At 50.3% G+C, this 296-nt stretch carries 1 pseudogene; it reads left to right on the forward strand.

Going from position 1 to position 296, the window contains the following annotated elements:
• Nucleotides 1–296: pseudogene (locus tag UQ64_RS31430) on the forward strand (IS110 family RNA-guided transposase); the annotation flags it as partial.

Below are 296 nucleotides of genomic sequence, written 5' to 3' on the forward strand. Positions count from 1 at the left end.
CTGGCTGGAAGCAATATGTGAAGCGTCATGCGGGTTTGCGGCGGGCCGAGCAGCTTATTACACTAGCTAAACGCAGCGTTGGTGCTACAAAGGCGCTACACGCCTACAAGTTGCACTTGGGTCAACTACTCGAAGAATACGATTTGGCACAGCGCCAGCTTGAGCAGATTGAACACGAAGTACATCTCGTATTGGAGCGCATTCCCTATGCCCAAAAATTGCTTACCATTCGAGGTGTAAATGTAACCAGTCTAGCCGGCGTGTTAGGAGAAACCGGTGATCTTAGTGGTTACGCA

Origin of the sequence: Paenibacillus etheri (assembly GCF_001012825.1) — a bacterium.
In the GTDB taxonomy this organism is placed as follows: domain Bacteria; phylum Bacillota; class Bacilli; order Paenibacillales; family Paenibacillaceae; genus Paenibacillus_AQ; species Paenibacillus_AQ etheri.